Annotated in this window: 25 protein-coding genes and 1 pseudogene; 15 read left to right on the forward strand and 11 right to left on the reverse strand. The window is 44.6% G+C overall.

Going from position 1 to position 25,754, the window contains the following annotated elements; genetic code table 11:
- Window positions 1-689 precede the first annotated feature (689 nt).
- Together B9N89_RS09355 and B9N89_RS09360 are read right to left on the reverse strand one after the other, a co-directional pair.
- Window positions 690-1,460, reverse strand: coding sequence for a hypothetical protein (locus tag B9N89_RS09355; protein WP_132318138.1), 771 nt, complete (start codon window positions 1,458-1,460; stop codon window positions 690-692).
- Window positions 1,453-2,649 (reverse strand): hypothetical protein, encoded by a 1,197-nt coding sequence (locus B9N89_RS09360; protein WP_132318136.1) that lies wholly within the window; start codon window positions 2,647-2,649, stop codon window positions 1,453-1,455. Before B9N89_RS09360 ends, B9N89_RS09355 begins: the two co-directional genes overlap by 8 nt.
- A 396-nt stretch (window positions 2,650-3,045) precedes the next feature.
- On the opposite strand from B9N89_RS09360, the gene B9N89_RS09365 reads away from it, so the two are divergent.
- Both B9N89_RS09365 and B9N89_RS09370 read left to right on the forward strand, forming a co-directional pair.
- Window positions 3,046-3,585 carry a hypothetical protein gene (locus B9N89_RS09365; RefSeq protein WP_132318134.1) on the forward strand — a complete coding sequence of 180 codons (540 nt, stop codon included), beginning with the start codon at window positions 3,046-3,048 and terminating at the stop codon, window positions 3,583-3,585.
- Between the two features lie 610 nt (window positions 3,586-4,195).
- Window positions 4,196-4,453, forward strand: coding sequence for an IS200/IS605 family element transposase accessory protein TnpB (locus B9N89_RS09370; protein WP_132318132.1), 258 nt, complete (start codon window positions 4,196-4,198; stop codon window positions 4,451-4,453).
- 80 nt (window positions 4,454-4,533) lie between these two features.
- On the opposite strand, the pseudogene B9N89_RS09375 reads toward B9N89_RS09370, so the two are convergent.
- A pseudogene (locus B9N89_RS09375) lies at window positions 4,534-5,049 on the reverse strand (integrase core domain-containing protein); the annotation flags it as partial.
- On the opposite strand from B9N89_RS09375, the gene B9N89_RS09380 reads away from it, so the two are divergent.
- The 5 genes from B9N89_RS09380 to B9N89_RS09400 are packed head-to-tail and all read left to right on the forward strand — an operon-like array spanning window position 5,048 to window position 9,224.
- A complete protein-coding gene (locus tag B9N89_RS09380; protein ID WP_132318130.1) occupies window positions 5,048-5,650 on the forward strand; it encodes a hypothetical protein in 603 nt (200 codons plus the stop codon). The pseudogene B9N89_RS09375 and the gene B9N89_RS09380 sit on opposite strands and share 2 nt — an antisense overlap.
- A gap of 51 nt (window positions 5,651-5,701) precedes the next feature.
- Window positions 5,702-6,271, forward strand: coding sequence for a hypothetical protein (locus B9N89_RS09385; protein WP_132318128.1), 570 nt, complete (start codon window positions 5,702-5,704; stop codon window positions 6,269-6,271).
- Window positions 6,264-7,553 carry a hypothetical protein gene (locus tag B9N89_RS09390; protein ID WP_132318126.1) on the forward strand — a complete coding sequence of 430 codons (1,290 nt, stop codon included), beginning with the start codon at window positions 6,264-6,266 and terminating at the stop codon, window positions 7,551-7,553. The genes B9N89_RS09385 and B9N89_RS09390 overlap by 8 nt, the downstream gene beginning before the upstream one ends.
- Window positions 7,550-8,446, forward strand: coding sequence for a hypothetical protein (locus tag B9N89_RS09395; RefSeq protein WP_132318124.1), 897 nt, complete (start codon window positions 7,550-7,552; stop codon window positions 8,444-8,446). Before B9N89_RS09390 ends, B9N89_RS09395 begins: the two co-directional genes overlap by 4 nt.
- Before the next feature lie 31 nt (window positions 8,447-8,477).
- The gene (locus tag B9N89_RS09400; protein WP_132318122.1) at window positions 8,478-9,224 is read left to right on the forward strand and encodes a hypothetical protein; all 747 of its coding nucleotides are present in this window, start codon (window positions 8,478-8,480) and stop codon (window positions 9,222-9,224) included.
- An 18-nt stretch (window positions 9,225-9,242) separates the two neighbouring features.
- Here the strand turns inward: B9N89_RS09400 and B9N89_RS09405 are convergent, their stop codons facing one another.
- Window positions 9,243-12,260 (reverse strand): hypothetical protein, encoded by a 3,018-nt coding sequence (locus B9N89_RS09405; RefSeq protein ID WP_132318120.1) that lies wholly within the window; start codon window positions 12,258-12,260, stop codon window positions 9,243-9,245.
- Window positions 12,261-12,573: 313 nt separating this feature from the next.
- Between B9N89_RS09405 and B9N89_RS09410 the strand changes: the two genes are divergently transcribed.
- From B9N89_RS09410 to B9N89_RS09425, 4 genes are all read left to right on the forward strand, one after another.
- The gene (locus tag B9N89_RS09410) at window positions 12,574-14,214 is read left to right on the forward strand and encodes a caspase family protein (RefSeq protein ID WP_132318118.1); all 1,641 of its coding nucleotides are present in this window, start codon (window positions 12,574-12,576) and stop codon (window positions 14,212-14,214) included.
- An 87-nt stretch (window positions 14,215-14,301) separates the two neighbouring features.
- Entirely contained in the window at window positions 14,302-14,847 is a 546-nt protein-coding gene (locus B9N89_RS09415) for a hypothetical protein (protein ID WP_132318116.1), read from the forward strand.
- A gap of 241 nt (window positions 14,848-15,088) precedes the next feature.
- The gene (locus B9N89_RS09420) at window positions 15,089-15,601 is read left to right on the forward strand and encodes an RNA polymerase sigma factor (RefSeq protein WP_132318114.1); all 513 of its coding nucleotides are present in this window, start codon (window positions 15,089-15,091) and stop codon (window positions 15,599-15,601) included.
- A complete protein-coding gene (locus tag B9N89_RS09425) occupies window positions 15,598-16,176 on the forward strand; it encodes a hypothetical protein (protein WP_132318112.1) in 579 nt (192 codons plus the stop codon). The genes B9N89_RS09420 and B9N89_RS09425 overlap by 4 nt, the downstream gene beginning before the upstream one ends.
- Before the next feature lie 85 nt (window positions 16,177-16,261).
- On the opposite strand, the gene B9N89_RS09430 is transcribed toward B9N89_RS09425, so the two are convergent.
- The 5 genes from B9N89_RS09430 to B9N89_RS09450 form a co-directional block, all read right to left on the reverse strand.
- A complete protein-coding gene (locus B9N89_RS09430; RefSeq protein WP_132318110.1) occupies window positions 16,262-18,067 on the reverse strand; it encodes a hypothetical protein in 1,806 nt (601 codons plus the stop codon).
- A 350-nt stretch (window positions 18,068-18,417) separates the two neighbouring features.
- Window positions 18,418-19,215, reverse strand: coding sequence for a ChbG/HpnK family deacetylase (locus B9N89_RS09435; protein ID WP_132318108.1), 798 nt, complete (start codon window positions 19,213-19,215; stop codon window positions 18,418-18,420).
- Between the two features lie 99 nt (window positions 19,216-19,314).
- Window positions 19,315-20,253 (reverse strand): sigma-54 interaction domain-containing protein, encoded by a 939-nt coding sequence (locus B9N89_RS09440; protein ID WP_132318106.1) that lies wholly within the window; start codon window positions 20,251-20,253, stop codon window positions 19,315-19,317.
- Window positions 20,237-20,593: a rhodanese-like domain-containing protein gene (locus B9N89_RS09445; RefSeq protein ID WP_132318104.1), complete on the reverse strand. Its 357-nt coding sequence runs from the start codon at window positions 20,591-20,593 to the stop codon at window positions 20,237-20,239. The genes B9N89_RS09440 and B9N89_RS09445 overlap by 17 nt, the downstream gene beginning before the upstream one ends.
- A 9-nt stretch (window positions 20,594-20,602) precedes the next feature.
- Complete coding sequence (locus B9N89_RS09450) at window positions 20,603-21,397, reverse strand: sulfite exporter TauE/SafE family protein (protein ID WP_132318102.1); 795 nt, start codon at window positions 21,395-21,397, stop codon at window positions 20,603-20,605.
- Between the two features lie 266 nt (window positions 21,398-21,663).
- Between B9N89_RS09450 and B9N89_RS09455 the strand changes: the two genes are divergently transcribed.
- The 3 genes from B9N89_RS09455 to B9N89_RS09465 are packed head-to-tail and all read left to right on the forward strand — an operon-like array spanning window position 21,664 to window position 23,378.
- Window positions 21,664-22,074 carry a YeeE/YedE family protein gene (locus B9N89_RS09455; protein WP_132318100.1) on the forward strand — a complete coding sequence of 137 codons (411 nt, stop codon included), beginning with the start codon at window positions 21,664-21,666 and terminating at the stop codon, window positions 22,072-22,074.
- 12 nt (window positions 22,075-22,086) lie between these two features.
- A complete protein-coding gene (locus B9N89_RS09460) occupies window positions 22,087-22,518 on the forward strand; it encodes a DUF6691 family protein (protein ID WP_132318098.1) in 432 nt (143 codons plus the stop codon).
- Window positions 22,515-23,378 (forward strand): MBL fold metallo-hydrolase, encoded by an 864-nt coding sequence (locus tag B9N89_RS09465; RefSeq protein ID WP_132318096.1) that lies wholly within the window; start codon window positions 22,515-22,517, stop codon window positions 23,376-23,378. The genes B9N89_RS09460 and B9N89_RS09465 overlap by 4 nt, the downstream gene beginning before the upstream one ends.
- A 56-nt stretch (window positions 23,379-23,434) precedes the next feature.
- Here B9N89_RS09465 and B9N89_RS09470 read toward each other — a convergent pair whose 3' ends face one another.
- Complete coding sequence (locus B9N89_RS09470; protein ID WP_132318094.1) at window positions 23,435-24,781, reverse strand: hypothetical protein; 1,347 nt, start codon at window positions 24,779-24,781, stop codon at window positions 23,435-23,437.
- Window positions 24,782-25,025: 244 nt separating this feature from the next.
- Between B9N89_RS09470 and B9N89_RS09475 the strand changes: the two genes are divergently transcribed.
- A complete protein-coding gene (locus tag B9N89_RS09475) occupies window positions 25,026-25,217 on the forward strand; it encodes a hypothetical protein (RefSeq protein WP_132318092.1) in 192 nt (63 codons plus the stop codon).
- A gap of 73 nt (window positions 25,218-25,290) precedes the next feature.
- On the opposite strand, the gene B9N89_RS09480 is transcribed toward B9N89_RS09475, so the two are convergent.
- Complete coding sequence (locus B9N89_RS09480; RefSeq protein WP_159455263.1) at window positions 25,291-25,713, reverse strand: CBS domain-containing protein; 423 nt, start codon at window positions 25,711-25,713, stop codon at window positions 25,291-25,293.
- Window positions 25,714-25,754: the final 41 nt, after the last annotated feature.

The raw sequence follows: 25,754 nt of genomic DNA on the forward strand, positions 1-25,754 counted from the left end.
AAGAAGGAGTTTTTGGAAAGAGACTGCCCATGAGTGATATCAGGGCCTATCTTAATTTTTGTCTTGATTTGTGACACCCTTGCTCGGACAGGACACATGGCGGAACTTCCTTCTATTCTGGATTTTCCTGCCGCTGCGACTGGTAAAAGTCGCGTCGATTGCAAGAAAGATATCATCTTCAATTTTGATCTTGGAAATCCTTCTCCGAATAGCTCGATTCAGGCAGAGCCTCGCAATTTGACGAGTTCTCGCACCTGACAGCATACGGCTATAGTTAGATTCATGGGTTCCAAAAATGCGCGATGCCTTTCGTAGATCATGTCTAGTTGACTTAAGCATCAAAAACATTATGTACTGGGAAATAATTCCCTGAAGTCTCTTGGGAACGCAATTAAAATCATTTATGATACCGAGCAAATGCTTTAGCATTTTATGGCCTTTCATATTCTGCTTGGATTTGGTTTGGCGACGAGATTAGAGCAGAATTAGGCCATTTTATCTACCAATTCCAATAAGATATACTTTTTTTGCTTCTTGCATTTAGATGGATAGCCGAAGCCCTTTAGCATCAGGGGGTATGGCTAGCTGTCGGCCCTAAATTGTTGCCTTGGGCGGGATTGATGGAAGGCTGCTAAAATCCGCGCAAGCGGTCAGTAAGTAGGCAGCAAACTCAGAGAATACGCTTCTTACTATGGATCAGGGCTTGCTCCACCACCGCACCCCGGAATAGCAAGCAAAGCATCGCCTCCATTATTACCAACCCCCTGTACACACCAATTTCCGTTCACACGAATAATGTTTGCAGGCCCTCGACTGGCTGCGGCTTGATTGTGTTGAACGTTACCGCTACAAGGCAGCACGTCCAGTATCTCAAATCCAGCCTGTCCATCGAGCTGCTGAATACACCATGATTGACCATCAAAGACCCCTAAAACATGGTTTGCAACAACAGTAGTCGAATCTGGTGCCATTGGGTCATTTTCAGGCAAAGGATCAAGCGGGGAATTTACTTTTGACAAAACTAACTTTTTCTCTTGTCGAGTATTTAGGTGTATATTGGTAAATGATGCTATAAAGCTGACTAGAGGCCTCGCATTTTGAATATCTTCCTCAGTGGGGTTTGACATTTGATACATGACTTGAAAAGTAGCTCCCTCAGTAGATTCCGATACCTGCACATTGATTTCCTGTAAAGACACTTCATAAGACCAAGATAGATCTTTAATATCTGTACCTAACTTAGCGGTCTGTTTGGGGTCTGTTGATGAAACTATTTTGCAAAAAGTGACGTCTTTTGGTTTGGCAACCGTGGCCTTCTCTTGAAACGAACAGGCTATAGCATAGCTTGGCATTCCTTCGGTTTCCTCTGATGGTCGATCACTTTTCCCCACTAAACTGCTCTGTGGCTTGCAGCTGCAAGCCAGAACAAAAAACCCTAGAAATAGTAAGTTTTTAGGCATCAAGATCCCATGATTTACTTAGCAAGTCCTCTGCTAGTGAAAGAGTATCCCCCACTCGACCACCACTGAGGCGTAGGCTTAAAGATTTGTATTCAAAAAAAGCTGAATGAGCCAGGAATTTTTGATTCCTCCTTGTAAACCACCTACAAGCGGCCATCCAAACCAACATTTCCTTATCAATGTTACGAAGCTGCTTAACTTTTTTCAAGATAGCACAAACCTTTCGCAGGCGAACAAGAAAGGGAACTTCTGAGTCATATGCACGTTCAAACTCAAAAGCAAATCGATAGAAAAGGTTTGTTCTATCAATATCAATACCCTTTCGCCTTGATAATGGTCGAATTTTGGGAAGGGTTTGCATCCACTTGGTTGAAGAACTCGATAAGGCCCAGAAAAAGCATTCAAATATATAACTTGGCAAAAAGTGGCTTCGTTTTTTCATCACCAGATCCACAAGCGCCTGCAAATCACTACCTGCTAAGATTTGGCAACAAGCCTCTTCCCATACTAGCTCTCTTAGGAAAGAATCAGGTATATTTGATAAGCTTCTGGTTGACTCAATTACTTTTTGAGCCGACTGCATATCGTGACTAAGCCTATGAGCTCGAGCCAATCCCAGCCTAACCTTAAAAAGAGTGTTTCCTGATACTCCCTCTTTCTCTGCAGTTGCGAAGGCAGCAATGGCTGATTGGGCGTTACCAAATTTGAGGGCTCGGATACCCAAGGATAGATAAAAAAGGCCCTTGCCTTCGGGATAGGACGAGCCAGAAGCCAGTAGCGCATATTGTTGTTCCCAGAGTGATTCCCAGGGACTTCCTTCCAACAAGTGGATCTGGCTCATAAGAAGATACAGTTCTCCGTAAAGATAGGCATTCTTTGAAGCCTGAGGTTTCAACCCACTTACTTTTAGATGATTTTCTGCCAATTGAAACAGACCGTTCACTTCGGAAGGAGAAAGATTTCCATACTTTAAGTGATGATTAAGAGCTGACATCCCAAAAATAAAGGCCTTTAAGATATCATTTCCTCGGACGGAATCCCCAAAGTTCTGGAGGCGCTCCAAGATAAATTGGAACCTTTCATCAGGGGAAACATCCTTGCTTGCCTCTTCTATCTCTGATTTGACAGCTAGCTTTTGTTCTCGTATTTCGGCCGATGACCAAGTACGGCTTTTTCTATTCTTTGCCAAACATATCCTCAGAACTATCCTGATTTCCCTTTAAGAATAGCATCGGGGTGAGGTAACACCCAAATCCCACGACAGCAGCAGCTTCTTAAACCTATGGAAAAACAGATAATATCAAAAACTTACAAAAGACCATGTCACTTCCAACCTCGTCAAGTCTACCGTCGGTTCAGTCAGCGAGCTTTTAAACCAACAATTCTAGCAAGCTACAAAACTTTCAAGACATCGGGTGTTCTAGGCTGCCGCATCTCGAGCCCCCTCCCAGAAATCTCGAAGTCTAATATAACCTCATATAATTTAATAATTACTTCACCATAGATATACCCACCCTTGTAAACCTAACTGGCCCAAAAAGTGAAAGAAGATGGAAAACTGAACGAATCGCTGAAGGAGAACATAATGCGTAGCCTAGAGATTTTATTGCTCATGATTTTCGTGGTTAACCAAGGTTGTGGAGACACAAGTGAGAATTCAAACCGAACTGCTCCTATAGGAGACAAACAGGTCTATGAAGTAGACACAGACAAGCAGAAAGCCCCTGTTGAAACAAGAGACTCAACAGAGGCAATTAAGCCGGGTGAGCAAAATGAGGAGCTTGCTGTCGAGGATAGAAATAAGACCCCAGAAAAGGAGCCCAGTGAAAGCCCAGAACCACGAGAAAGCCTGGAAATTCCCCCCTCAGGTAACCAATACACGGCGATCTATAGCAGTCAAAACTGGTGTATCCTTGCAGACAACGTTCCAGAAAATGCCAAAATTCTAGGGCTTCCCACTTGTTCAAAAGGCTCTCAACATGACGCTGAAGCAGCTAATAGAAACCCTGTTACCTTGATAAAGGTCAACGGCTTCTGGTGTGTCCAAGGGGAAGGTAATAATGGTGGTGACGCCCTGCTTTTTATACCTGGCTGCGGTGGTGGTGCTACACCAGACCCTAGTTGATCCCGACCTACTCCCCCACTAGTTCAAAGATTATAGCGGGGGCCAACCTTTAGGTGACCTTCGGGCTATTTCAGACAGCCTTTACGTCTGACCCTTTTCGTTTATCCTAACAATTAGCACTGCGTCAATTGCGAAGAGCCTATCATCGCCCACCCATCATAGGATGCTCAACTGGAATGGAACAAAGGCTCGATAAGGCCAAATTCGTTTTTCGTGCTCTCAAAAATAAACATACTGTTTAGCGTGGTCATTTTCATGCGATATTACATGAAATAAGCCATCTGAATATATGTAATTGGCGATATTGGATATCTCTCGTGAATACATAATATCGACATTGCGCCAAAAAGGGATAGATAGGTGCAAACCTTAATCAAGAATGATCCTTTAAATAAAGGTGGAGCTGTAAAATATGAAATTTATAAACAAATCTATCGCGATTGCAACAATTGCGGCTGCTGGAGCCTCCCTCGACGCTTCGGCTAACACTTTTGTCCAGTTACAGGCAAATAAAGTGATTAACCGACAAAATTGAAGGAAACAAAATGAAGCTAATTATTACAGTTCTAATGACACTCACATTGGTTTCTTGTGGAAGTGACTCAAAAACATGGATTCTTTGTGGAAAGAAGCGGTTAGGCTCAGCAAAAACCATGCTGTAATAGCCATTGAAGACCTTAAGATTCGCAATATGAGTAGGAGTTCTAAAGGAACGATAGATAATCCAGGTAAGATGGTGGCGCAGAAATCGGGCTTAAATAGAGCTATTCTTCGTGAAGGATGGTACGATTTCGAGAAAAAGCTTGAGTGGCAAGCTAAAAAACGTGGAGCTAGGGTCATATACTGTGATCCTAAATACAATGGGTAACAAGCACTACGATCTAATTTGTAAAAATTTAGACCCGATCGGACACTAGCCCTGTTTTGACATTCCTATTTGATTGTCTGTTAGTTCAGATTCAGCTCGTCAACCTTTACCCTCCATTCCTGTCTCCCGTCAAGAAAAGTCTGCATTGGAGTCCGTCCACAGCACACTTTACCTTGGTGTGTTCGATTTACATTATAGTCTTCGACCCAGTCATCGAGGTCCTTTTGAAGCTCTTCCATGCTTCTGTAAAGGTTTTTCCTGAAGGTAACTTGTTAGAATTCGTTCAAAATAGTCTTATGGAACCTCTCGCAGATACCATTTGTTTGCGGATGCCTAGCTTTTGTTTTGGTATGATCAATGTCATTGACAGCCAGATATAGCTGAAAGTCATGTTGCTCAACCTTGCCGCAGTATTCGGTGCCACGATCTGTGAGAATCCTGAGTACACCCATTCCATGATTCTCAAAAAGTGGTAAGACTCTATCATTAAGAAGATCAGCTGCGGTGATCGGGGTTTTCTGATTGTAGAGCTTGCAGCATGCTGCTTTCGAATAGGTATCAACAAATGTTTGCTGATAAATTCGGCCAATTCCCTTGAATAACGCCAAAGACAAAGTAGCAAAGGATGATCTTCCTCTGATCGAACAAAAGCTCAAGTCCTTGCATGAATATAGCATGGGGGCAGTTAGTGCATGCTCATATGATAGCTCTAGGCGGTGTCTTGAAGAATTGTCAGAGGATTTTCCTAGTTTTTTAGGTGGTGCAGAACCGTCCCTTACCATATTTGAGCATCTACTGCAAAGAGCCATCCATGATACGGAAGGCTATGCTAATAAGCTTGATATCAATCAACCCTGGCCTTCTCCTTCCAACAGCAAGGGTCCTTCCTTTCGCGGTGTACTGGAACGAAAGCTAGCTTCCTACTTAAACAAACCGAGCAACAATGCTCTCCAAACCCTAGAAACAGCCATCAACATAGCCTTTATGCAGAACAATCGTCAGGGTGACGAGTTGTTCCTTGAGCTAAGTCATCGTGATGAACTTGGCGGTAGTAAGGCTCAAGGCTCAACAAGCGCTCAATACAACTATTATGGTAAGATTCGTAAGTCCTTCAAGAAAGATAGCTTTATCGTTCAGCAAGGAACTACAACTGTTGCAATGAGAGCTTGTGTCGATAAATCCACCTGCACACTCTAGATTCTTAAAAATGCGGAACCCATGGTTCCGCACTTCTTTTGGAGGCATATTATGAGAGGAACATGGGTCATGGCCCTACTTCTTATTCTTGGCGTTACATTGGGAGCGATATATTTTGTTGCTGCTAATAGCTCGACACCGAAATTTGAGTCAACACAATCGGAGCCTGCTCCCAACGAAGATGGATCTCAGCTTGATCAAAGGGTGGTAGAGGCTGAAGACGAAGAACAAGACAGATCGGCGGAAAAAAACGGGAAAAAATCTGATGTACTCGTTCAGGATGAGGTTATTCCAAAGGGCGAACCTGAACGTATTAGGCAGGACATCGAATCTATAAGAAAGTACTTTCCTAAAGATTTGCAAGAACGAATTGTACAGTATGAAAACCAAGTTAGAGCCTTGAAGCCTAGACAAGACGAATACCAATCTCTAATGAAAGCTATTAACGAAGAGATCATCGCAAGTCAAGGTGATCCGTCTCCTGTGAAAAAGGAGCGAGCTGATGAGTTGAGAGAAGAGTTGATGATTGCTGCAAAGCGACTCGGAAGGGAAGCGAGAGAAATCAGTCAGCAAATAGCAGACGAAGTTCACACTATCAAAGAAAGGTATGATCGTGGCTAACTTTCAAAGAAGCTTATTCGTTGCATCGCTTAGTTTGATGCCTCTTCAGTCCTGTCGCGCTATGGAAGCCAATAGTGCTAAAGTTGGTGGAAATGGCTCCACTGAGCTATGCTCGTCATCCACTGAAGAAGCATGTAAGCCGATCGATGAAGAAAATTGCTCTAGTGATTCTGAAACTGATTGTGACTCTGATCATGAGCTCGTAACGATCCTACAAGTAAAGGAGCTAGGTTCGATTCCCGACGGTGACCTGCCAAGTACTTCGCGGTGCCAGACCTTGCTGGATCATCTGGATTCTGAAGTGAAGCGAACCATATCAGAGGGCATAGTTTTAGAAAACATTGCCTTTGCTCAGCTCCTAAAAGACAACGATTTTATCATAGATGACAGCTACCGCTTTTTACCGTCAGAAGGACAGCAAATAATAGGTTTTGGAATCTTTGAAATCGATCGAAGCACCTGGGAAGCTGGTATAGTAGACGACCTTGGCGAAAGTAATCTGACAGATTACTGCTTGACTCCCGAAAGTTATGAACTTGAACGCTCCCACATCTCAATTGGCACTCCAAAGTTGCTTCAAAGCTGGAGGGATCAAAAAACCCAAGGGCGACAAGAAGAATGTTTAGAGAATAGCTTCTGCTTTGGAAGTGACGGTTTAGCCTATGGAAGCCATTATAAAGGTGGTGTAAGATATGATCACGGGATCAATTGGGGAAGTCCAGGGATCAATCAAAATTCATTCCGCCTGTTCTGGCACATTGAAAGCCCGGTCAACCTAAGTGTTGAAGGAGTTCCAAGTAGTGTGAGCGTGAGCCCTAGGCCAATCTCTACAGGGAACTGCCAGGAAATCACCCTTCAAGTCTCCAACTCTGAAAACTTTACGAATAGTTCGATTCAGGTTATTAAGCCTCGAAACGAATGCTACGAGCGAGCTGCTCCCTTTCTGACAGAGCCCTTGGCTCTTAGTGAAGATTTGAGTGAGGACCAGATTGCAGCCATTCTCGATGCCTCGCATTTGAGCCCGAGACAGCTATGGAGACCTTTACCGGAGGTGCCGGTGAGCCCTTGTTTGTTGAAAGACATCCTAGGCCCTAACAGTTGTTTTCAACCCATTATAAAGAGCTTTGACCCCTACCTGAGGGAGTTTCTAAAAGGACACGAAGACCTATATGTATTGATGCAGCTATCACATGACATTCGTGTTGTTGCAAAGTTGGATCGCCTGACAGGAGCAATAGACATCTTAGAATCACAATTTATAACTGAAGGAGGTGTCCCATGATTCGATCTCTGCTGATCGGCATATCCCTTTTAACCGCTAGCCAAAGCTATGGTAATGTCATTTTCGATGCTAGTCAGTCTTGTATCAAGGCTAGCTCAAATCCTGAAAGGTATCGCCCTCCTTGTCATTTCGAGCCAAGAAGCCTGATGCCAAGCTTTATGGATCAAATTCCCGAAGATCTTCGGGCTGCCCCTTTTCAGTCCATTGCTAAATTAAGTTTTTCGTGTGAATCCTTGAGACCGTTTTCAGCAAATTATACGCTAAACGATGGCCAAGAGGTCGTTGGAGAAGGGCACCTCGCGGCAAGCCATGGGGCTACAACCCGACTCACGTTCTTGCATCAGTATGGGCAGGCTGGCCTTAGAATCGCAGGTCTAAAAGGAACTCAAGGGTTTCAAGCTTTCAAGCCAGCCTGCCAGCTAGTGGTCGATCGCTTAGTAAGCCTACCCGAACCCAAATACTTTCAACTCTTGGCTGAATCCTTGCTAAAGCTGGATCGAACTCTTGGGATGGTTTTTGCTATGGCTACTCCAGACCAAAGTTACGCGGAGGCTCTACAGGTACTTGATCAGGCTAGCTTGCTCCTTGAGTTTCTGCAATTTTCAGCAGATGAACTGACTTCCATGCAAATTGCACAAACTTTAATCGATTTAGGCGGTGCTAAGGAGGTATTGAATCAAGACTGTGGAGCTTCGAGTCAAGTAAGCCTACGCACAGCAGCTATTCGTGAGACCCGAGATCTAATTCAAAGCAAAGTAATGGAGGCCGATTCAGCTATGACGGAGCTTAAAGACTTTCTTGCCAGGCAGATTGATTGGCTAAAGGACCATGCCTCACAAATAGCAGAAAACGAAATTGGAAGTTTAGAGATGACTTTAGATCGTATTAAATAATTTTCTACTGCATAAAAATGGAGATCAGACAATGAACCGTGCATATCGATTTGCTTATCTACTTTTACCAACGATAATTATGACATCTAGTGTTGAAGCTAAGATCTTGTCGGAACGCAATGATCTAGAGCTAGAAAAAACATGGAATGAGGAAGACCCTCGCTTTGAATCCACAGCCTCGCTGCAGGCTAGAAAAGATCCGATATTTATTGCAGGTATCAAATATAGCTTTGATGAGCGAGATTTTGTAAATCGTTGGGGTCGTGAGTATGAACTTACGATTCCAGTTTCAGGTGATAGTGGTGAGAATCAACTCATATTCGATATTGAGGCTGCTGTGGAAGGCAATGGTTTCTATAACGACGGTTTTGAATGCCATAAATACTATCCGCAGCCTGGCGGTATGGTCTTGATTGGTAGCGGCTATCCACCTGACTGTCATCGGATGACCGTGAATCCTAGAAACCAATTTAAGTTTATAGTCAACATCGATGTCAAATGTAGCGGGATTCCTATTGGTAACGAATCCGACGATAAAAACTCCCTGCTTTCAAGCCAGGAGGTTCGTGAGATTAAAGAAACCATGGAGCGTTGGATCTCACAGGGGCGCTATATTTTTGATTCTGTTATAGATAGGCACCGCAGTATCAATCTTATTGTTGACAACGAACTCAATACAGGGGGAGATTGCGAAAGCTTAACAGTCAAAATTTCGGGAAGATCGGGAACGACTATCAGTAAGATTGATCTCGATGTTACAATTTCAGAGCGCTTCTGATTGAGGGCGCTTTGCGCCCTACCAGTATTGTGAACAGAACGAGGCCTCAGGCTCAAAAGATTCAAAGTTTCTCAGTAAATAGCGTTCGAGGCGCTGACAAATCTCACGAACTTGCGATTCCACATCAAGTTTAATCAGCTTAGCTCCCGTGGAACCATCCAGTAAAAAGCTATTGGCAAGTCTATCGACGACTGCCGATGAATCTCCAGACAAACGTATAATCAGAGATTCTTCTTCCCAAGGCCAGAGAAAGAGGCTTGCTCTAGAGCTAAAGAATAGAGTCTTTCTCTGTTCTAAAACATCATGAATTGAAAAATCCCACGATTTAATTGGAGATGAAAATACCACCTTACCACTAACATCGGATAGATGAGGGCCGATAGATCCAGTAAATCCAAAGAGTCCTGAGGGATCTGCTAAGATCTCGGACTCAGAGCTAAATAGGAGCTTAGTTTCTTCTTCAGGTACTTCGTTACATGGTAGTTTGTTCTGACAAAGTAAGGGGTGACTGAGCCGATAGTAGTTGTAGCTCAAGGTTTCCCAGTCTTCGACGACAAGAACGGGTAGAGTGCCAAAGATATTCGTGTAGTACCCGCTTACCGATATAAGCTGAACAGGTGCATTCGATTCGTCAAACATCCAGATCTCTGTGGTTTCATTATCAGTATAACGCAAGAATTTCTGCTGAACGTACTCTCGATAAACGCAGCCTTGAGGATCTGGGGCCGCGAGTCGCTCAAGTCTTCCAGAGCGGAAGGTGAAATAGAACTTTTGAAACTCTTTATTGACGCTAACAAAGCACGATGAGTCATAGTCACCAAAAACGAATTCCCTACCCAGCGATATTCTGGAATAGTCGTGCAGTCGATAGGCAAAAAACAAGTCCAGATTCTTATCGTAGGTTATGATGATCCCACTTTCTTCAAAGTACTCCTTAACCTGCCCTTGAAGGGGGAGAGTTTGGGACTCTCTATAGCTTAGATCCCAAACATTAATTGACAGCTCGCCAATAGTATAAAGAATCCCCGATGAGTCTACGGCAAATCCATCGTAGTCATAGGCGCCGGCACGGTCGATCTTTTGAGATTTTCCATCTTCATCGATCAAGATGATATCGTTGGTAAGCGTATGAGCCACGAGAAAATCGTTGATGAATTCCAATTTATCGGCACTATCTGCCACAAATGAAAAGAGTTTCTTTTCCGAACTCTCTACAAAGCCATCAAACTGGTAGATGACCCCGCTGCTACCACCGACAAAAAGCCTGCGATCCCGCCAGGCCAATGAATAAGGTGTATCTTCGATCCCATGGACTGCTAGTCGAACGGGGGTTGGAGAAAGCTTCCATACTTCGATGTTGGCTTGATGTGTTGGCCTACTCACAGCAAAAGTTTCATCATCCAAAAAACTCCCTGTATTGTAGGTAAAACCATCAGATGAGGGGACCTCAATGACATTCCCTAATTCAAGGTCGAGCAATTTAAAGCCTTTCATGTAGCTTCTCAGGAGCAAGTAGCGACCTGAAGGTGAAATTTCGAAGCCTTGAAAAAAATCTTTGCTCTCGTACAGTAGGGGAGGACTATCGATTTGATCAAGATCGTAGATCGCATACATATTTATCCCCCCGATGACCAGTTTTCGGCTGTTTTGGGATACTTTTAAATACACATTGCGAAGCTCTTCGGGTAGTGGGATTTCTTGCCGCTCATTGGTGACGACGTGTAGCACATTAAGGGTGTTCTCTGTCATTCTAAATAAAAGCTGACGGTCCGGAGCGATGGCTAGGGCAGCACTACCACCTTCTTCAATGGAGTCGATCAACTGGATGGCCATGTCGTTGACTTCTAGAGTAGCTTTGAGGGCCTTAAAAAATAGCTCGTCCCGATCATAATCATTTTTTAGCTCTAAATATGCCTTACCAAGCCTTAGCGCATTGATCGATGCTGTGAGTCCGTTGGAAGGAACGCTTAAGTCAAAGAGCCCATGGTCTTGGCTCGCTCTCTTAATAGCTTCGACGGTGGACTGATTGCTTACGGAAAGCTCTTTCCAGCTAGCCCAGGCTGACTGATTCCCAAGTTCATCTTTGCCTCGGTAACTGACTAGATAGAAGCCTTCGTCAAACATCACGGGGGACAGTAGGTCCGTTCTTACGACACTAGGGCAATCGTTTAGAGATTCCATAAAGGCCGAATGATCCTCAGGAGTCGGAGGAGCGTCGAGCTGCTGAAAGCAGACTTCCACAGACTGAGTGTCGTCGCTGCCTTGAAGATAAAGACCAGAGGAATCCCAGATGACATGGGTTGTATCATGTATCTTATTTGGTACTGATCCTTGTAGGCTTAATATTGGAGGAGTTTGGTCCAGGGTATAGTTACAACTAATCTCGGCGACGACCTCATTCGATCTCAGGTAGTCAAAAACCTGAAAGTGAAACTGGTATTCACCATCGCCCCACAAGCTGGGATTTGCGAGCTGTAAAGAATTCTGCCACAATCGACCACTATGAGACTCGTGCAGGCCATCGGCACCTTTTACCTCAAGACGATAGAAAATACCGTCTCGTAATTTTTCAGTTGTTGTTCCAACTAGCGGTAGTTCTATTCGTGACGGACTCATTTTGTTAGTTGGGCAGGATAGTTGATAGTTAGCTTCTTGAAAATCTTCAAGAATGATTTCGTGCCTTGTTTCAAGCTCATAAAGAGCTTTTACAAAGCCTTGCTTGATACCATCCCGTTCACCTCGGACAATCAATTGACTTCTTTTGTTGAAGCTTGAAAGTGTGTTTCGGCTAATACAGAAATCTTTCGTCAGGGTAATATCATGGGCCTCGTTATCTTCGAGAATCGAAGCTTTGATCCAACCTCCTTCACCCAGCCTAGTGTCAGCAAATAGCACACGCAGGTAGCTCTGCTCGGTGAACGCATCTTGCCCACAGAGGTGGCGATTTATATCTTTTTGACTTGGCCTATCGAGTTCACCCTGGCACCCAAGACTGAGTAAAACCAGAAACCATAAGATTATTTGCTCTCTTAGCATACATTTTCCTTGCCGTAACTCCCTGGATACCTTGCCCGCTGAGTCATGGATGAGACACTCCTCATTGCCGGACATTGCGGCAGGGCAATCAGGATAATGGAATGAAACCTGTCGCTTGCTTTTAAGTGTGAAGGATCGTAAATCGAACTTCTATCATGGCGACTTTTGTCAGAAACATATCAGCAATATGTTGGAAGCACAAACTGGAACTACAGGCTGGGCTTGCGGAAATTAGTGCCAAGTCATCCATTTTCTGCTAGAGAAGCTTCAGTTTTGAAATTCTGTTATGGGATAAGTAAAGTAGGGAGGGGTTATGAACAATCTACTGCATTTGAAGACATGGATGCCCTATCTTCTCCTCTCTCTATTTTTTTCGATTCAAGTCAGAGCTGAGAGCCAGAGCAAGCGCCTTCTGCTGAGTGTTGGAATCAGTTCATTCGAAAGCGATCTGTTTCATCCTTTAAGATATTCAAAAAAGGATGCCGGAGATATTTCTAGCTTCTTTGAGAATACTGCCAGCCCAAAATTTGATCGTATTGAGCAGCTTAGCGGTGACCATGCTGCGAAAGTAAATCGCAACGAAGTTTTGAGAGCCTTTCAACGACTAGATGAGCAGAACCGCCTATCGACCGATATTGTCATGATCTATCTATCCACCCATGGAACAGTTGGTTTGGATGATGCAGGTAAAGTCAAACGCTTTCTAGTGACTAGCGATACGGACCCCAATAACCTTCAGGAAACAGCTCTCGGCTATGATGAGATTGTCAATCGGTTTAGAAGCTTGAAGTCACGAAAGAAGGTTTTGATCCTTGATTTCTGTTACTCTGGTGTTGGCAAATCGAGGCTAACCATGCCGATGTTAAAGAAGCTGGCAACTTTGAAATCAGATTACTTTTCTGGGATCGATGATGAGTCAGTGGAGGGCGAATACATTCTGACTGCATCGGGACCTAGCCAACCCGCGCAGGAGTCATCAGTTTTGAAAAACGGGGTTTATACTCACTTCTTGATCGAAGGCTTTCGCCAAGATTTAAATGGCGATGGTGCTGTTAGCCTTGCTGAGGCGCATAACTACGCACGTAAGCAAACTTATGAATTCACAAAAGGCCAGCAAACGCCAACATTTCGAATCCGAATTGAGGGCAGCGAACCAATTTTTGTAACAGGACATAAGCCATCTAAAAGCCTTTTTGCTTCCATATATTCTTTTTGGAAGGGTCATCGTAAATTCAAGCTGTTCGTAAACGGGGTGGATAAGGGCGCGCTGAGCCAGGGAGCGAAGTTAGCTCCAGGTAGGTCGCACATTCGCGTTATCAATACTGAGACGGGCAAAACTGAAGTTGATAAGTACTTCGACTTCTCACCGGACAAAGAATATCCGGCCATCATGCTATTTCAAAAATACTATTCATGGCAGTTCCAGGTCGGAACAGAGTTTAGTCGCTGGCTGTCTTCAGTAGATCCTGGCTACGGTGACAGCGTTGGGGTCTATGGCAAGCTCCGCAGAAAACATGTCTTGGGTGCCTGGAACCTGGGATTCAAGTTCGGCTATGACCAAGCTCGGGACTCGCTTATGGAGTCTTATGCAGATGATTCAGGGTCTGTGAACTATAGTCAGAAAAGATCCACCTTTCGGGGGCAGGTCTTGGTGGGAAGCCATCGTAAATTTTCGCTAGGATCTCTTACTCAATCAAAAGCCGTTGGCACTGCCGTCCTTGAAGCAGGTCCTATTCTGGAACATGCTGCCATCAATAATTCCAAATTTGAAATCAGCGACCAAGAAATAAGCTGGGGCCTTGGGATGAACGCTCAAACAGAGATCTTACTGCCTCTTTATGGCTTTAACATCGGAGCAGGCTTGAAGCTTGACATAGTCAGGAATTACTTAGGTGACGGTCCGTTCATAGCTCGCAGGGGTGGATTTGAATTCTATATTGGGCAAAGTTTTTAGAGCCCGCAAAAAAAGATAGAAGATTTTTGCAGCGATCCCGCCTTTTCATCGTATTCCTTAGTGAAGCTACAATTCAAGGAGGTTAATATGATCCGAAGATTGAGATATTTATTGCTATCAGCTCCTTTCTGGTTTGCCAATCTTAGTTTGGCTCAAGAGCCTATCTATGTAAGCGGGGTGAAGCATACTCTGACCGAGGCGGATTTCGAAAAATCGACGTTCTACTGGGGTAATATTCTGAGAACAACCTACAAAGCTAAGATCCCCGTTTCTGGGGACTATGGTCAGGATATGTTCTTCGATATTGCCGGGACTCTGGAAGGTTATGGCGAGGTGCTAGATTTAACTTGTATCTGGATTGATGGTCGCAACTTTTGTCAATCTGAGCCCTTATATCACTTAAGATTTGGCGGAAACTTAGAGGTAAAGTGCTCTGGAGAGAGAGTGGGGCGAGACTGGGATCATACCTCACAGCCAAACTTACATAAGCAAGATGTACTGCAGAAATCCCGTTTTGTAATCAACGAGCTTGTCAACTTAGGTGGTGATTGTAAAGAATTAGAACTCAATTTGATTAGCTACGTTCAGCAGGGCGAGTTGGACCTCAGTATTCTGATCACTGAACAGTTTTAGCGGGTTTCAAGTTACTGCAAGTTCCTACTAGGGTCCTGACTCGTGACAATACTAATATGGCATGAGTATATGTTCGGCTGTAAGGGAATGGATAAGTATTGACTTTTCTGCTGGTCTTGCTAACAGAGCTGTAGAGCACTTTATAAGAGCTCTGTTTTGTTCTAACTGGGCTGGATTTAGATGCCAAATCCATGTTGGCTTATACGACACCTTGCCCAAGCAAGTCAGGTAAACTTAATCCATGGATCATTCGGATTTCCAAAAATACTATGCTGAAAATGTGGATTTTTTAGTTTTCATAGCCAAAAAACACCGCCTTTCCGACGAAGTGAGCGACGAGTTCGTTCAAGAAGCGTTTACTCTTCTTTTAAGTTATAAAAAAGAGATCGATCCAAGTAGGGTTCGAGGGTTTCTTGTAACAACTTTGAGAAATTTAATTATCGACCACTTTCGCTCCGCTAGTCAAAAATTGGAGCGAAAGTCCGACCCCTTGGACTCCGTTCCGGAAACTAGGTTCGGTGCTGCAACATCCATTCGCCCCGAAATTCCTATTATCTCTGATCTCGTTCTTGAATACTCGTCGAAGAAAGGTGGTCAGGAATTTGGGCTATTTTATGGTGAGGGGATCTCGACTAGTGAGATTGCAAGAAGACTGAACAAACCTGAGGGTAGCGTGCGAAGCCAAATTTCCAGATTTCGTCGGAGGTTTCAAAGAGCTATCCGTAAAGAACTTGAGGAAAGGTTATCCCTATGACAACAAAGGATCCTGCCACCGATGTTTTGGATGACGAGGTGTTTCTCGATACGATGGAAGCGCTGTACGCTTCGGAGCGAAGTCCGAAGATCGACGATGAGAGAAAAAAGCGAATTCTAGAAAATACTCTGCATTCGCAGAAACCCGAGGAAAAAAGATTTGATATCAACCGGTGGCTTCTACTGGCCGCTGGTCTTTGTCTTGGCTTGCCCTTCATCACAAGCTATATGTTTTCCTCTCAGCCAGAGACTATCTGGAAGGGTTATGAAGGTTCAGAATCTTCTCACCGACTGACCATGACTTGGTCTGAAACTAACCGTGAGGTCAGTTTCTATACAAAGGAAGATGGCTTTGTTTTGCTGTACTTAAAAAAGACCGATGGCAGCTTTGAAGCTCTAGAGCTACTCGAAACAAAATCGGGTCATCATCAGATTCCATTGAGCATACCCGAAAATTCAGAGAGTCTTTGTGCTGAATTCGATAAAAACCAAGAGCTTTTGCAGGTGCTTTCTGAGCGGATTAGCTTGTTAGAGAAAGAAGCCACCTGTGTGCAGCTTCAGCTGGAACAACTCTAACTCGTTTATCCAAAACGCAACAAGCATAAAGCCCCTCAAGGAAACAGTCTTCCGTTGAAGAGCATTTATGTCTTTCAGGTAACGACTATTCGCTGGCTGTAAAACTCGCGCCAGATACTTGAACAACACTCATTTCACCTGTCGTCGAATTAAAAGACTCGACAAAAAGTTCAGCATTGCTTAGTTGATCGGTAGACCCCCAGAAATCGACCTGATAGTTGCTGATGCCTGAGGTGTCTGCCGTGGCATCAGGAGAGGTTGCCCATGCGCCACCGATCACCTGCTTGTAAAAGCTGTCGGAATACTGTTCCAATGTCGAAAGGTTCGAGCCAGATACAGCGATGTACATGTATGGAAGAAAATCAGAGAATCCAGACAAGGCTTGAATTTCAGACTCCGTCACCCCAGAAATTGTGACAGATATTTCCTGAAACTCACCTGCGACACTGTCATCATAGAAGTACTCATCGCCGAAGCTACCATCACCACTGATCCAGTTTAGATTGCCAGAATCGCATTTGCCATCGGCAGCGCGCCAGGCTTCGATTGATCCCGCAGCTGAAAATTGCTCTTCGTAACAGTGATATTGGGTGCTCGGAGCTGCTGTCAGGCTAGCCATGGTGAGTGCAGATGCCGTGACTGTCGGGTAAAAGGCCTCAGCCTCTGCTTCGCCCGAAGTTTCAGTGTATTCAGGCCAGGCCATCTCCATGATCACCAAACCTGTGGGATCACTGGGAAGTTGATTGAAGATATACACGGAGTCACCCGTGAGGCTGGATGCTGCAGGATAGCACCAGAACGAGCCGATCTGCTCGAAGAAAATATTGTCACCAGTAAGCTCAGTTGCGGTCGTGCCAGACGGATAGAGGCCATAGTCGATGCCTTCAGTACATGCCGCAGATAAAGTCATCGCTGAAACTTCATAGGTAGACCAGCCTGATTGTGTTCGAACAAATCCGCCGTTGTTATCAACATTGCCTTCGATACCTAGGCTCCATTTATTACCGTTAAATTCAGAACTGATGGTACCTTTTAGAACAACTCCGTTCAAATCCAGCTTGTCGTCTAAGCTTTGGATGGTAAAGGCTTCTTCGCCCTGCTCAACAGTGTTGTCGTAACTGTAGGAAAAGGTGTTTCGGGCTTTGAAGGTGCCAGCATTGGAATCAAAAACAAAGGTTGATGTCCCCGAATAGTACGAACTTGACGACTCTTGGAGGCTAAAGGCTTCGCCTTCCATACTAAAATCATCACGGAAAGCATGAACCACCTTCACCTTATCCTTGGTCTCATTCCAGTACTGAGTGATGGAGTTATTATCGTCCAATACCATTTCTGCCTGAAAATTGTAGCCTTCGTCATTGCTTGTGAGGGCCGTAAGGGTTACTGAACTGAAGCAATGCTCACTGCCAACCCAGCCTTCGAAATGTGATAGGCCATCACCTTCAGTGGCAAAATGTTCCTCTCCGAGGGTTGCCTTGATATTATTAATAATTTGCTTAGTAATCGTCGCACAAGCATCTGTTGTGGTGCAAGAACCAGAATCGAGGGTTCCCCCACAGGAGCTGCTATAGACGTTGTCGAGAATCGCATTATTTAGAGTCAGCTCGGCTAATTGCAACTGAATCCGCTGAACTTTGTCAGTTAGCTCCCAATAACCTTGAGATTGACTCGTTCCGGGCTCGCTATCCTGGGTAAGGCGTAAGCTACTGCCTTCTGAGGATGTTAGTGTTGTCGGCAGGGATACCGCCAGTGCTGTCGGGGTGAAGTCGTTGGTATCGATGGCTGTTTCGTCGTCAGAACTGCTGCTATCATCGCCCCCACCACTGCTGCCGCAACCCTGAATAAGCGCAGCTGCAGCTAGTATGGCGAGTGACTGTTGTTTCAATCTCATGCGTCTATGTCCTATGAGTTCGTTCATCCGTGTTAGTTCTGAGTATCGCTTGTGGTCCTGATTTCTTGACGATTTAATGATAATGAAAATTAATCCTGACAAAACCTTTGTTTGCCAGGTCTGCGGTGGGAATGAAAAATCTACCCATCGAATGATATGGGAGTGAGAGGTGGATTTTCGAATCTGTTGAATTTCTCAATTACTGGAATGACAGGTTTTGGTGATTCTTACTTGGGGGCAGAATTAGGTTTCTCGGTTAACTGAGCGGGGTGTAGTGGAAGGGAAATTCCGGTACCCTTTGCTAGCCAAGAGTTACAGCCATCATTCAGACTGCTAAAAATTGGAAAAGTTCAGCTAAGACAATCATACCCAACAACGACCCAGCCATTGATATCAAGGTGCGACTTAAACTCTTGAGAAGCGATAAAATCCAATTTGCTTTTTCCTAGCTCTCCTTCAATATGCACGCATAACTCCGTAAGATCTGGTGCTTCATCTAGCTGTCGTTTCAAGTAGCTGGGGTAAATCGAGTTGTCCCAGATGTCGTTTATAAATCTGTGCGGAGATTTTACTTGGTAAATGTCGCTTATTTTACGAACCTTTTTGCGATTCTGTAAAATCAGATCTTCTGGGATTTTGTATCGATGGCAATTCTCCGCCATTCCATCAGCTGTCAGTCCTCTGAAGGGGTTTCTTAATGGAAGGGAATATTCAGACGCCAGCCTAAAAACCACATCAAAAAGACGGTCGCAGAAATATATCTGCTCTTTGTGATTATCAATATGTGTCAAGTTAATCCCCAAATCTTTAATTCTAAGGATTTGGTTTTCAAACTCCTCGTAAAGATCCCTAACAGCGATGTGGGATGTGCTAGTTAAATTCTTGTTAAGAAAAAAATGATCATCATCAACAAGACTGCTGTTACGCAGGAGAGTGGACTTACCAGAGGTATAGTTAAGGTGAATTCCCATTGGTATGCCTATATCTAGAGCAAAATCTGTGATTTTAGGGTTCCAATCAATGTTTATTATGGCTGATACGCTAGAAATAGTTTTGGCTTGATAGGCCTCGATTGCTCTAAGTGAAACCTCCTCTGATGGGCCAAAATCGTCGACATTGATGATAAGTCTTTTTCTATCTATCGACATTTAGTGAATGTCTTCCTTCCTTCTATTGAACTTTCAGTAGTACTTGACTAAAGATCATCCCAAATCATATTTATTGCAAATACTGGAAGAACTTTAACTCTAATAAACGTTATGAAGCTTACACTTCCGCCAGAAGGTAGGCCGACTCATTCCCAATTGTTCGGCCGCCTTGCCCTTATTACCATGATTATCTCTGAGAGCTTTTACAAGCAATTCCTTCTCAATATTCTCCAGAGCGGTCTCTTCTGGGGGCTGCTTGCCCTGCAACTCCGGGGTTAGGTCTTCAAGATGCAATGTGTCTCCAAGTCCGATGGCGAATGCATGTTCGATGTTGTTGCGAAGTTCTCGAATATTGCCAGGCCAAGGGTAGCTCATCATTGCGTCCCAGGCATCTTTCGAAACCTGCTCGATGGTGCGATAGCCAAGCTGATTGAACTCTTCGATGAATTTTTCGGTCAAAACCTGAATGTCTTCATTGCGATCGCTAAGCTTTGGCAGAAACAAGGGAATCACACGAAGGCGGTACATTAAATCCTCGCGAAAGGTGCCGTCGGCTACCATATTACGAAGGGAGGTATGAGTTGCAGAGATGAATCTGACGTTTACATGCTCGACTTTGGTGGAACCAACTCGATTGAAGGCCCGCTCTTGAAAAACTCGCAACAACTTCGCCTGGAGATTTAAGGGAATTTCTGCAATTTCATCTAGGAAAATTGAGCCCTCGTTAACCACATGAAATAGTCCGTCATGCTGGTGGGTAGCCCCAGTAAAGGCTCCTTTTACATGACCGAAAAGCTCTGAACTCATCAGTTGCTCTGAAAGGGTCGCGCAATTCAAAGCCCTATAAGGTTTTGCGCGGCGGCGGCTGAGGTTGTGGATGGCTTGGGCAAACAATTCTTTACCAGTACCAGAGTCCCCTCTTAAAAGCACCGACGAATCTGTACGCGAGACCCGTTTGAGGGTCTCGAACAGTGATTTCATTTTAGCTGATGCTGTGATGATACCATGGAAGTTGACGATCTCAAGAGATCTGCTCATGGGGTGTGCTCCTTGTGGGGAGTCCTAGTTCTTGCCATTTCATCATACCGCCTAATAGGTTATAGGTATTTTCAAAGCCTGCGTCGATGAACTTTTGGGCTGCACTTGCCGATCTGCGACCAGATCTGCAAATGAAGTAAAGAGATTGGTCGGATTCAGAGTTGAGGCCTAAGTCACTGAGTACCTTTTGCACATCCAAGGTGCTGAGAGGATAGTTCTTTGCACAGGGTGCCGATACTTCACCAAATTCATCGGACTCACGAACGTCGATAAGAATCAATACTCCGGATTTTTCTTGGAGCTCTTGGAAGTAGCTTACTTCACATTCTTTCATTGGCATTTGGAACTCCTAACTTGCAAGTTGTTGTAAGATCATAAAAGTACCCATGATAAGCACAAATACTCCAAAACCTTTTTTTAGCTTTTCTCCTGGAATAAGTTTGGCAATACGGCCGCCCACGATGATACCGAGCACTGAGATAGCTGAACTGCTCAGCAAAAAAGTCCAATCAATAGGAATTTGTCCTAGGTCACCAGTGAATCCAAGCAGTGATTTGATCGTGATGATCATCAATGATGTGGCTACGGCCTCTTTCATGGGTAGCTTGGCTAGGATCACAAGGGCTGGGATGATTAAGAATCCACCACCTGCGCCAACGAAGCCTGTGACCCCACCGACGAGAAGTCCTTCAGCAACAATGAGAGGGTAGTTGAGGGGAGGCTTACTGTCGCCTTGTTGGATTCCTGGATCTTTTCGACCTCGAAGCATGGATACCGAGGCGAGTAGCATAATAATCGCGAAGACACTGAGTATCAGTTGGTCCTTGGTCAATTCAATAATAGCGAGATCGACGGAATCAGGAATCGCAGGTACTACAAACCGCCTGACGAGAAAAACTCCTAAAAATGCTGGGGCCGCAAATGTTGCTCCCACACGGAAGTTAATGAGCCCTTCCTTGTAATATTGAAATGCTCCTACAGCAGCTGATAGTCCTACAATAAATAGAGAGTAGCTGGTGGATACGTCTGCCGCGAGCCCAAATAAGTACACAAATATGGGGACTGTTAAAATGGAACCGCCACCACCAATGATAGAGAGAGTCATTCCGACTAGTAATAACGATAGATAAGCTAAGATTTCCATGGGCACCTCCTTTCGTCTGCCTGATATATTCCAAGATCAGTGCCATCTCTTAACCTGCTGAAAATACTGGGAATGGATTTTTAAGACAGCAATTATGTTTCATAATAGATTAATAATATTATATCAGATATTAACATTCGCTCGGATAAAATTGGCTGACACTTTTGTAAGTAATTGAATTAAAATAGGTTTTATTTTCGCTACTCGGTGGAACGAAACGTGAAATAACTCGCAATGTGGATGAGAATTTGGAAGGAGTTAAGAGCATGAATGAATATCTAATGGCACTACTCGGAGGCGGCTTAATTGGCTTATCCGCCTCTCTGTTTCTTCTATTTAAGGGACGTGTTTTTGGAGTTTCTGGCATCCTAGCGGCCTGGGTTGCGCCCCAGAAGCATGACTTCGTATGGAAGTCAGTTGTGATTCTGGGCTTGATCGCTGGGGGAGTACTGGTCAGCTTTATTCTACCAGAAAGAATGCCTAACGAGTCGAGTCAAATCCCTACGATGGCCAAGGTAGGGTTGGCTGGTATCCTAGTTGGCTTCGGAACCCAACTGGGCAGTGGTTGCACGAGCGGCCACGGGGTTTGCGGTATGAGTCGCTTTTCGATTCGCTCACTGATTGCAACGCTCTGTTTTATGGGTGCTGGCATCGTAACTGTGGCACTTGCCAACTAAAGGAGGACGATCATGAAGCTGCTCGTTGGTTTTGTATCTGCTGTGTTGTTTGCCTTAGGTTTAGGAGTTTCTGGAATGACACTTCCAGAAAACATTATCGGCTTTCTCGATATCTTCGGTGACTGGAAGCCCGCGTTGATGCTGGTCATGGTGGGCGCGATTATTGTTCACACAATCAGTTATCGCCTCATCATGCGTCGCGACAGCCCGGTTTTGGACAGTGAGTTTTATGTTCCAACTAAGAAGGATATCGATTCTAGGCTAATCGTTGGTTCCATAATATTCGGTGTCGGTTGGGGGTTGGGTGGCTTTTGTCCGGGCCCAGCGCTTGTCGCAATTCCATCTATGGGAAGTTCTGTTCTGCTTTTTGTGGTTTCTATGCTTGTGGGAATGGCCTTGTTTCACTACATTGCAAAACCAATTCTTGGGAGGTTTGAAAAATGAAAATTCAAGAATTCTATGATGAAGCAACTTATACTCTTACTTACGTCGTCTATGATGAACATTCAAAGGATGCCGTGATCATCGATCCAGTCCTCGACTTCGATCCAGCCTCAGGGGTAGTCAGTTTTGAGTCTACGGAGATCTTGAGAAAGTTCATCGACAAACAAAGTTTGCAGGTGAAGATGGTGCTTGAGACTCATGCTCATGCGGACCATCTATCGTCGTCACACTACCTTAAGGAGTTCTATCCGCAGGCAGTAGTTGCTATCGGGGAAAATATCAAGCTGGTGCAAAAAACATTCAAGCCGATCTTCTCTAAGCCAGTAGATTTTCCCGTGGATGGATCGCAATTCGATCGCCTACTCAAGGACGATGAGTTGGTGGAAGTGGGTACTCTGAAATTCCGAGTTATCTTTACTCCTGGTCACACCCCAGCATGTGCTAGCTACCTTTTCGAAGAAAAGGCGCTATTCACAGGCGACGCTTTATTTATGCCAGACTATGGTACTGGCCGCTGTGATTTTCCAGCTGGATCTGCAAAAGATCTGTATAACTCAGTACATAACAAGATCTACACTCTGGACGATAAGATCGAAATCTATGTCGGTCATGACTATCAACCAGGTGGTCGAGATCTAGCTTTCAAGACGACAGTTGGTGAGGAGAAGGCTAACAACATTCAATTGAAAGCGAGTACTCCTGAAAATGAGTTTGTGACTATGCGAACGGAACGAGATAAAACTCTGAAGGCTCCTCGCCTCTTGTTACCGAGTGTCCAGGTAAACATTGATGCGGGCCAGATACCTGAGCAAGATGAAGGTAAAACTTATTTAAATCTGCCTGTTTCAGTGCGGCGTTAATATGAAAAAACGCTGGTGCTATCACGCACCAGCGTTTTTTTTCCCTTTGCTAGTCTCTACAGCTGGCGATTCAAGTAGAGCTTTCCATAGGATGACTGCAGCCCTTCAAATGTAATCTCCTGGGTTGAATTGAGATCCGCATCTAGATTTGCTCCATAGATGGTTCCTGCACCGTCAGTGCCTAAGCTGAAGCCAATATTATAGTTGGCTCCATCTGCTGTAAACGCGTCTGCATCCAGCCCATCTGCCGACTTGTTGCTACCTTTTATTATCGTCCAAGAGTTATCATCATCCGGCATAAAACCAGCTACCAGAGGTGTTCCAGAAGAGTCTTTGACGACGGTTAACCAACCAGCGACCGTTTGCACATTGCCCGAGTCTGCGCAGAGTCGATCAGCAGTGACGGTTCCTGAGCAAGCATCGGTCCACCATTGAAAGCCTCGAATATCTCCTGGAGATCCAACGAAGGCAAACACCGAATAGTCAAATACGGTGTTGAAAAAGAACGAGCGATCGCTGGGGACACCAGGGTTAATCGATTGGGTAACATTCTGATTGTAAAAGCGAAGCATACGATTCGTGTCGATCACCATCGTCATTGTTGGCGAACTATCTGCAGACACCGTGATTGATTCGGAGAGTGGGTACTTATAGGAGATGGTTTCGGTTTCGTCTTGAGTTAAATCACTACCAAGAGAGACTTGTAGGTTCATTTCCTGTGCCGTTACGTTCTCAAACTCGCTCGCGGATGCTGCCCCTTGAGTACTTTGAAAGGTATGAAGGGATTCCTGGGTGCAGTAAGTTCTTTCCCCCTGGGTATCGGCCCCTCCCGAGTCGCTCGTTGAAGAGAAGTTTCCTGTTACACATCCTGTGACTTTCGCTCGCTGGTAGTAGTCGATCGCTATGTAATCGTAGGTTCCCTCCGATGCTGGCGCGATACCTACGGCATCGGTACCCTCTCCTGGGCAGGTCCCATCCTCGTTATATTCGACCGGAGCATCATCGTCATCCAGACCACAGGGACACTCTAAACCTTCTACAGGGATACCATCGTTACCAATACACTCATAAACTGTGAACAGCTGACTGATATCAACCTTACCAGAACTAACTTTAATACCCTTGCCTGCTTCGTCATAAAAAACTGTATAAGGAGATCCGGTGCTTCCTTGCTGAAGAGCGATCTTTTGGATATAGATCGTCATGCTATCGGGAGCACCAGAGGCTATAGATGAGTTCCGAAAGTCAGCAGCTGTACTGAGCAAGTTAAGAGAGCTACTGCTGGGCGTGCCAGTAGTCGTCATCGAAATCTTAATTGAGCCTGTGGCTTCCTCTTCCTCCTCCTCACCGCAAGACAGGGTAAGAAAGCAGGTGGCCAAGAAAAGGGCTATCAGTCGTGTCATTAGAAAAATCCTCTAGTTTGAATCGTTTCCGTTCCATGGACGGTTTCGATTCATTGAGGGGCAAACTTGAAAAAAGACTTAGGTGAAAATATGAAAGATTGGAAAGATTTCTTGTACGTCGTTGAAAATTTACTGATATGCCACCATAAGGCTCAGTAATGATTGATATCCTAATTTTATACTTCCCATGTGCGCCGTTATGGGATATAAGTAGCGAGCCATTAAGGCATGCAAAGGAGAATTTGTGGAAAATCTAAATCATAACCTTCTGAAAACACAAGCTGTTAAGCTTTCAACCTCTCGTTTCCAGACGTATATGACCAAAGAAAATGACAAGCCCTACGAACGTCATGCTGTCGATTCTCCCTATATTCGAAAAAATCGGAACATAATCGATCTTCTTCGGTCCTCTTCCAGCGAGGACACAGAAGACTGATAGTGGATAAGTAAAAGCTTTTGAAGGGGAAGCCTGTTTTCAGGTTTCCTCTTTTTTTACGTGTTGCTGTGGTTTAGTCGTCGTCGTCCGGCATCTCGAAGCCGAATGGAAAGCTTTGGAAGTGTTTATCCTCAATTTTTGACAAGAGTCTCAACAGGTCATAGGAGGTAACTAAGCCCTTGATCTTGTCGCCTTCGACAACTGGTAGGCAGTCGATATGCTTATCGATCATCAGTTTGCACATCTCAGCAACAGTCGTTTTGGTGGATATGGTCACAGGATTTGCTGTCATGATATCATCAATGGTTTTGTGGGGCGTATGGAGTACCCCGTGCTCATCGACATCGGCGACCTGCATGATGTCTCGATCCGATATGACGCCTAGAAGCTTACCACCATCTGTCACAAGAAGGTGTCGAAAATTATTTTGCTTCATCAAGTTATGGGCATGGCTAATACTGTCATAAGGGCTAACTGTGAAGACTTTAATTTTCATGAATAACTCCTGCTGTGAATAATACTGCTGCTTCATGCAAT

The organism is Pseudobacteriovorax antillogorgiicola (assembly GCF_900177345.1).
Classification (GTDB): domain Bacteria; phylum Bdellovibrionota_B; class Oligoflexia; order Oligoflexales; family Oligoflexaceae; genus Pseudobacteriovorax; species Pseudobacteriovorax antillogorgiicola.

Coding starts and splice junctions, on each gene's coding strand:
- B9N89_RS09440 (WP_132318106.1), bottom strand. CDS start 20,253: ATGAGCAGATCTCTTGAGATCGTCAACTTCCATGGTATCATCACAGCA.
- B9N89_RS09420 (WP_132318114.1), top strand. CDS start 15,089: ATGGATCATTCGGATTTCCAAAAATACTATGCTGAAAATGTGGATTTT.
- B9N89_RS09395 (WP_132318124.1), top strand. CDS start 7,550: ATGATTCGATCTCTGCTGATCGGCATATCCCTTTTAACCGCTAGCCAA.
- B9N89_RS09430 (WP_132318110.1), bottom strand. CDS start 18,067: ATGAGATTGAAACAACAGTCACTCGCCATACTAGCTGCAGCTGCGCTT.
- B9N89_RS09455 (WP_132318100.1), top strand. CDS start 21,664: ATGAATGAATATCTAATGGCACTACTCGGAGGCGGCTTAATTGGCTTA.
- B9N89_RS09460 (WP_132318098.1), top strand. CDS start 22,087: ATGAAGCTGCTCGTTGGTTTTGTATCTGCTGTGTTGTTTGCCTTAGGT.
- B9N89_RS09400 (WP_132318122.1), top strand. CDS start 8,478: ATGAACCGTGCATATCGATTTGCTTATCTACTTTTACCAACGATAATT.
- B9N89_RS09470 (WP_132318094.1), bottom strand. CDS start 24,781: ATGACACGACTGATAGCCCTTTTCTTGGCCACCTGCTTTCTTACCCTG.
- B9N89_RS09405 (WP_132318120.1), bottom strand. CDS start 12,260: ATGCTAAGAGAGCAAATAATCTTATGGTTTCTGGTTTTACTCAGTCTT.
- B9N89_RS09465 (WP_132318096.1), top strand. CDS start 22,515: ATGAAAATTCAAGAATTCTATGATGAAGCAACTTATACTCTTACTTAC.
- B9N89_RS09355 (WP_132318138.1), bottom strand. CDS start 1,460: ATGCCTAAAAACTTACTATTTCTAGGGTTTTTTGTTCTGGCTTGCAGC.
- B9N89_RS09435 (WP_132318108.1), bottom strand. CDS start 19,215: ATGTCGATAGATAGAAAAAGACTTATCATCAATGTCGACGATTTTGGC.
- B9N89_RS09450 (WP_132318102.1), bottom strand. CDS start 21,397: ATGGAAATCTTAGCTTATCTATCGTTATTACTAGTCGGAATGACTCTC.
- B9N89_RS09425 (WP_132318112.1), top strand. CDS start 15,598: ATGACAACAAAGGATCCTGCCACCGATGTTTTGGATGACGAGGTGTTT.
- B9N89_RS09480 (WP_159455263.1), bottom strand. CDS start 25,713: ATGAAAATTAAAGTCTTCACAGTTAGCCCTTATGACAGTATTAGCCAT.
- B9N89_RS09385 (WP_132318128.1), top strand. CDS start 5,702: ATGAGAGGAACATGGGTCATGGCCCTACTTCTTATTCTTGGCGTTACA.
- B9N89_RS09415 (WP_132318116.1), top strand. CDS start 14,302: ATGATCCGAAGATTGAGATATTTATTGCTATCAGCTCCTTTCTGGTTT.
- B9N89_RS09445 (WP_132318104.1), bottom strand. CDS start 20,593: ATGCCAATGAAAGAATGTGAAGTAAGCTACTTCCAAGAGCTCCAAGAA.
- B9N89_RS09410 (WP_132318118.1), top strand. CDS start 12,574: ATGAACAATCTACTGCATTTGAAGACATGGATGCCCTATCTTCTCCTC.
- B9N89_RS09370 (WP_132318132.1), top strand. CDS start 4,196: ATGGATTCTTTGTGGAAAGAAGCGGTTAGGCTCAGCAAAAACCATGCT.
- B9N89_RS09365 (WP_132318134.1), top strand. CDS start 3,046: ATGCGTAGCCTAGAGATTTTATTGCTCATGATTTTCGTGGTTAACCAA.